5 protein-coding genes are annotated in these 6,282 nt (G+C 63.3%); 2 read left to right on the top strand and 3 right to left on the bottom strand.

Going from position 1 to position 6,282, the window contains the following annotated elements; all coding sequences use genetic code 11:
- The first annotated feature begins 274 nt into the window (after positions 1-274).
- Together FJ490_RS31150 and FJ490_RS31145 are read left to right on the top strand one after the other, a co-directional pair.
- Positions 275-1,402, top strand: a complete 1,128-nt coding sequence (locus FJ490_RS31150; RefSeq protein ID WP_181165444.1) for an iron-containing alcohol dehydrogenase — start codon at positions 275-277, stop codon at positions 1,400-1,402.
- Positions 1,403-1,442: 40 nt separating this feature from the next.
- Positions 1,443-2,189: an SDR family oxidoreductase gene (locus FJ490_RS31145; RefSeq protein ID WP_140525786.1), complete on the top strand. Its 747-nt coding sequence runs from the start codon at positions 1,443-1,445 to the stop codon at positions 2,187-2,189.
- An 85-nt stretch (positions 2,190-2,274) separates the two neighbouring features.
- Here FJ490_RS31145 and FJ490_RS31140 read toward each other — a convergent pair whose 3' ends face one another.
- The 3 genes from FJ490_RS31140 to gspD all read right to left on the bottom strand — a co-directional run bounded on the left by FJ490_RS31140 (position 2,275) and on the right by gspD (position 5,874).
- On the bottom strand, positions 2,275-3,153 hold the full coding sequence (locus FJ490_RS31140) for a type II secretion system protein GspK (protein WP_181165440.1): 879 nt from the start codon (positions 3,151-3,153) through the stop codon (positions 2,275-2,277).
- A gap of 103 nt (positions 3,154-3,256) precedes the next feature.
- A complete protein-coding gene (locus FJ490_RS31135) occupies positions 3,257-3,817 on the bottom strand; it encodes an A24 family peptidase (RefSeq protein ID WP_140567733.1) in 561 nt (186 codons plus the stop codon).
- Positions 3,814-5,874, bottom strand: coding sequence for a type II secretion system secretin GspD (gspD, locus tag FJ490_RS31130; RefSeq protein WP_181165439.1), 2,061 nt, complete (start codon positions 5,872-5,874; stop codon positions 3,814-3,816). The genes FJ490_RS31135 and gspD overlap by 4 nt, the downstream gene beginning before the upstream one ends.
- Between the last annotated feature and the right edge of the window lie 408 nt (positions 5,875-6,282).

Below are 6,282 nucleotides of genomic sequence, written 5' to 3'. Positions count from 1 at the left end.
TGAACCGCTTCGACGCCAAAACAGAAGCGGACAGATCATGTGCTACCAAACCGGACAACTTGATTAGCTACCGACAGGCGGCGGGAACGCCGCAACCAAAAGGGGGAGCTTGACAAGTGTGCAGTTCCACCCAATGCTTGGGCATATTGTCCATATTATGGACGAAGCGATTCCAAAAAGGTCGCGCGTTCGCATTCACCGGCTGCACGAATGTGCCGAATGCCAGGCGGTGGCTGCAGCGATGCATGTGCGGAATGTCAAGGAGAGTGGCAGCGTGAACAACATAAACTACCTTACAAATATCAATTTCGGGCTTGGAGCGGCCGAGTCACTGGCGGAAATTTTGGGCGAACTCGGCGTGTCCCGCCCTTTGGTGATCAGCGATCACGGCATCAAATCCGCTGGTTTGCTTGAGCGTCCGGTATTCGAGTTCCTGAGAACAGCGCCGATCTTCCTGGACGTTCCCTCCAACCCGACTGAGAGCGCAGTTGCTGCCGGTCTCGCGCTATACAGGCAAGGCGGCTGCGATGGGGTAGTGGCGATTGGCGGAGGCTCTCCGATCGACCTGGCAAAGGGCGTGGCGCTGCTTGCCACGCACGATGGTGAACTTGAGCGTTATGCAGCGATCCTGGGCGGGCTGGCACGCATCACCGGCGCGGTAGCGCCGCTTGTGGCCATCCCGACAACGGCGGGTACGGGGTCCGAAGTTGGACGCGCGGCACTGATCACACTGGATGACGGCCGGAAGCTCGGATTTATCAGCCCGCACCTCATCCCGCGCAGGGCGATCTGTGACCCGGGGTTGACGATGGGGCTCCCCCCGGCTCTGACGGCCTCGACAGGGCTCGACGCACTGTCGCATTGTATCGAGACGTATCTTTCCCCCCGCTATAATCCGCCTGCCGAGGCAATTGCCACCGACGGCTTCCAACGGATATGGAAGGCTTTGCCTGTCGCCTACGCAGACGGCGCGAACGCGGAGGCGCGGACCGAACTCATGATGGGTGCCCTCGAAGGGGGCATGACGTTTCAGAAGGGGCTTGGCGCCGTCCATGCGCTTAGCCATGCATTGGGCGGTCTCAAGGAGGCTAAGCTCCATCATGGGACGCTCAACGCCATCCTGATGCCGACCGTCCTTCGGTGGAACGTGGAAGTTCAAGCCGTGGCTCAGAAGGTCGACTACCTCGAGCGCCTGGCGGGACTTGAACATACAACGCTCGCAGATGCACTGGACGGGTTGAACCGTAGTCTTGGCATTACGCCCAGATTGTCCGAACTGGGGGTTCCCCGGCACGTCATCGATTGGGTGTGTGAGCGAGCCATTGCAGACCACAGCCATCCCACAAATCCACGTTCGCTGACCAAGGAAGACTACGCCGCGATCCTTGAGACCGTTTTCTAGGCTGCGAATGCCCTCAAAGGAGGAGCGAGGAGGTAATTCCGTGAGACCGATCGTGATCGTAACGGGCGCAAGCCACGGCATCGGTGCCGCAACGGCGCGGCTGTTCGCCGTTGAAGGCTACGATGTTTGCATAAACTATCTTTCGGATGCTGCCGCTGCATCCGAAGTCGTTGAGCACTGCAACGCCGCAGGCGCCCGCGCCATCGCGGTACAGGGAGACGTGGGCAAGAGGGAGGACATCGAGGCCCTGTTCAGTGCCTGCGACGATGCACTGGGGCGAGTGACCTGCCTGGTCAATAATGCCGGGATCATTGGGAAAGCCTGCAGAATCGATGAGTTGCAGCCCGCGGTGCTGGAAAACACCTTCAGGACCAACGTCTTCGCCGTCATGTACTGTATACAGGAAGCCGCGAAACGCATGTCCAACCGCAAGGGCGGCAGAGGCGGGACGATTATCAACATGTCTTCGCTCGCCGCCTTCCTCGGCAGCCCGAACGAATATGTGCATTATGCCGCAAGCAAGGGTGCAGTGGAATCCATCTCCATCGGCGCGGGGAAAGAACTGGCGCCGGAGGGCATCCGTGTGAATGCCATACGTGTCGGGACCACCAACACGCGGATACACACACAAGGCGGAAACCCCGAGCGACCAGCCAGGATTGCGGCGGCAACCCCCATGGGGCGCATCGCGGAGCCTGAAGACATCGCGCGCGCGGCCCTGATGCTTGCGTCTCCTGGCGCGGGGTTCATGACAGGCACCCTGATCACGGTGTCCGGGGGGCTCTGATGCTCCGCGGTCGGGATATTCCGCTGGGAGTGCCAGGCTGGCCTGGCACTCCTGCTGAGACCAGTCGCGCCCCATCCACGGGCATTCATTCCAGCTCAATTGCCGCGCGACGCCAGTCAAGCACTCTGTAAGGTGCCTCGTCCGCGTTCGATACAAGTATCAATGCCTCGAAAGATTCGCTGTAGCCGGACCGCAGGGTCGTCCTGAGATCGACGCGCCAGCTCGGTGCCGGCTTCAGTGTGTTGAAGGTCACCCCCGCCAGCGACTGATCGAGTTGCTCGCGCGACAGACGGCCGGCGTGGAAATCCTTGATCGCCTTTCGCACCGACGGCGGCAGGCCAGGAATGTCGCCCAGCAGTCCATCATCGAGCGCTTCCAGGCGAACGCCGGCCAATCCGGAGGAGACGGTGACATAGGGTTCGATGGCGATGGCCATGTCGGGCGTTATTCCCGGGAAGGCGGCCAATTCGGAGACCGTCTGAAACAGCTTTGTGTCGTTTCCAGCCTGCTGCGGAGCGGAACCGGCCGGCTGTCCGTTCGCCGAAGTCGGCCGGGCGCGGTGGCCGATGATCTTTGTCGCCAGATCCTCCGCGGTTCCGGGAGCGGCGCCGGCGGCTCGCAACGCGCCAACGATCAGCGGCCGCTCGGCGGTGTTGAGATCGATCCGCAATGCTTCATTTCTCGCAGAGATGGAAGCGACCCCGGCCGGCAGGGTGATCGTGGACGAAATCTGATCGCTCAGCTTGCCCACACTGTCGGGCGGGCCAGCGCGGATCTCGGCCGCGGCCTGCGACAGCCCGGCTTCCGCCAGAATGCGCGCCGACGCCTTGTCTTCCGTGACGCGCACACTGGCCACGACCCCGGTCATCTGCACGCGAAGTATGACGGCAAGGAATCCCAGAAAAATCATGATCCACAGGACGCTGACGAGGATTGCACCTCGCCGGGTCGTTGCCGAGTTCATGCCCACTGCCGCAAGACCCATTTCGGCCCCATGCTTCGCCACGAAAGGTGACGCCACGATCGCGTCGAAATCAAGACTTCGCTCCCCGGCTCAAGCAATGTGATCACCATGCGGCGGGCAGCCACGCCCAGATGATGACCAGTGCCGGCGCGAGGAACGTTCCGAACGGAACGCGCGCCGCGGCACGGAGCGGGCGGCGCAAGCGAACCGCGCGGATGATGCTGAAGATGAAAGCCGCGACCGAAGCAAGCAGGATCTGGGCGCCGACGCCGGCCAGCCCGGCCAAGACGGTGGATACACCGATCAGCTTGATGTCGCCGAAGCCTATGCCGTCGCGGCCGCGCAGCCTCCCATACGTGACGTCGAACAGACACAGCAGGAGCATCAGGACGCCCCCCGGCCCGATGCGCCAGGCCAGCGCGGCGAAATCGCTCGCCTCAAACCACCAGTCGGCGAGCGCGACGACCAAGATGCCGGCCGTGTAGCGGTCAGGAATGAGCAAAGACGCAAGATCATGGACCGCGATTGCCGCGGCCAGAAGGCATAGCGCAAGCGCCGAAGCGACGACGAATGCGGGGCTTCCCATGACAGCCGGCACGGTAGCGGCGGCGAGCGCGACTGCGACGGCGGCGGTAGACCGACGCCGCGCCCTCAGAATCTTCATTCGATCATCGTCTTGGCCGGCCGCCGAAGCGGCACGTTTCTGGATGGCTCGTTCATCAGCCGCAATTGCGACCGCATCTCCTCCGCCACATGTTGCGCATCCATGCCGTCCTTCATGACCTGAGGCCGGATCAGGATGATCAGCTCCGTCCGCGTCGCGGAGTTCTGGTTGCTCCGGAAGGCGTCGCCGATGACGGGCAGATCGCCAAGCACCGGCACACCGTCGCGGCCGCGCTGCTGGCGTTCGCTGATCAGTCCGCCGAGCATCACGGTCTGGCCGCTGGTGACCGATACGGTCGAGCTGACCTTTCGTTGCGATATGGTCGGCGTCAGGGACTGGGCCTGGCTGCGCTGGACCGAGCTGATCTCCTGTTCGATGACGAGGCTGATCGTGCCGTTCCCGGTGATCCGGGGCAGAACCTTCAGGATCACGCCGGTATCGCGGAACTCGACGTTGTTGACGACCGGCGCTTCGGGATCGGTGACGGACTGCGCGGTGCGGGTGACGATCGGTATTTCATCACCGACCTGCAGCAAGGCGGGTTTGTTGTCGAGCACCACCACCGAGGGCGAGGAAAGCACCTTGACCTCGGTAACGCCGCGCAGCGCATCGATGACAACGCGCGGCTCGGTGTCGGGGCCAAGCAGCAGGTTGAAGCCCGGAAGCGTTCGCGACAGCACGGCCTTGCTGGCTTCCTGGAACAGACCGACCGATCCGTGGTTGCCGCCCACGCCGATATCATTGGATTTCAGGAAGAACTGCACGCCATAGCGCAGCTCGTTGGTCAGGGTGACCTCGGCTATCGTCGCTTCGATAGCGACCTGCTCTTGCGGCCTGTCGAGTGCGGTGATCGCCTGTTCGATCAGCCGTTGCTGGTCGGGCCGCCCGTAGATGAGAATGGTGTTGTTTTCCGGGTTCGCGGCGATGCGCACGCCGCTTTGCGACCCACCACCGCCCGGGATAGGCTGGTCGGTTTCGCCAGCGGGGGCCGGCAGGCTATCCGCCATGCGCTGATCCGGCGTCGCAGTGGCCGCCTGCGAACCGTTTGCGCCCTGATTCTGGCCGTCGGCCTGCGAGCCGGGCGGAAACTGCGAGGCCGGGTCTTCCGAAGCCGACGATGCCGGGGCGCCGTTGAATATTTCGTTGACCATCGATGCAAGGCGCCGTGGCTCCAGGTGCTGGACCTTGTACACCCGCAAATTGGAGGCAGACGCGTCGATCCGGTCGAGCCGCTCGATCCAGCTCGCCGCGCGCTGCAACTGGTTGCGCGTCTTCGCCACCACCAGAATCGCATTGCTGCGCTCGATCGGCTCGACCCTGATCGTGTTGCGTCCGCGACCGCCCTCCCCGATGTCGAGCACGCGGGTCAGCTCGGGCATCATGGTGGCGGCGCTGGAATTGTTGACAGGGAAAATGCCAACTGACTGGTCGGCCAGCCAGTCCTGGTCGAAAGAGCGCGCTGCTTCGATCGCCGCAGTCCGCTCCGCCGCCGTCCCCTGGAAGATCAACGCGTTGCGGCTGGGATCCTCGCGCACCATGCCGGGACGGGCGACGAAGTTTTCGAGCAGCGGCAGGATCGTGCTGGCGGAAACGTTTTTCAGGGGAAACACCGTGACGGCGTAGCCAGGCTGGATGGTGGTGCCCGGATCGAGTTGGGCGGCTCCGAACGCTTCGTTCGCAGGTATCAGCCGCAGACGGTCGCTTTCGCGCATCATGGCCACGCCGCTGCTGTGCAGCGCGGACTCGAACATGGTGAGGATTTCCGCGGCCGGCGTAGGCTTCGACGTCGTGATCGATACCTTGCCCGCGATTCTGGGGTCGAGCGAGTAGCTGATCCCCAGCACCTCGCCCAGCACCGTGCGGGCCGCGACCTTGATCTCGGCCTCCTCGAGGTTGACCTCGAACTTTTCGCCGCTCAGCCGCTCGAGCGACTTGCGCTCGCCGGCAGTCAGCTGCTGTTGGTATCCGTAGTATACTTCACCCTGCCGGTTGTTCTGCGTGCGGCCGAAGCCGAGCCTCGACAGAAAACCGCCGCCGGAAGGCTTGCGCGCACTCAAATCTGCGTTCGCGACCTTGTCCAGGGCATCCGGCCGCGCGGCAACGTCTCCAAGATAATCACCAGTGGAGGTACACGCGGCCACTACCGCCAGGACGCAGGCCGCCGCGCCTCTGCGAACCCACACGGAACAGGCATTTGGGGCACTGCCTTGCCGACCTACGCTCACCTACACACCCAACCCAAGCCTACGCCCGGCGCCTCGGGAAAGTACCGTTCTATGACGCTTGAAAACCACAAGGCACGCTTTCTGCTTCCCGCTTGGACACCGTACACCTCGTCGACCTCGGTCAGCCCGAGGTAGGTGAAGAACTCGAACTTATGCCGCGATTCGACATGGACCTGCGCCAGCGGCTGCAACTCCTCCCGCGTCAGGGCCCCGCCGACGTCGTCGTTGAGGCCCTGCTCG

This window comes from Mesorhizobium sp. B2-5-11 (assembly GCF_006440835.1).
GTDB lineage: Bacteria > Pseudomonadota > Alphaproteobacteria > Rhizobiales > Rhizobiaceae > Mesorhizobium.
This window is presented reverse-complemented; position numbering and strand designations above follow the sequence as displayed.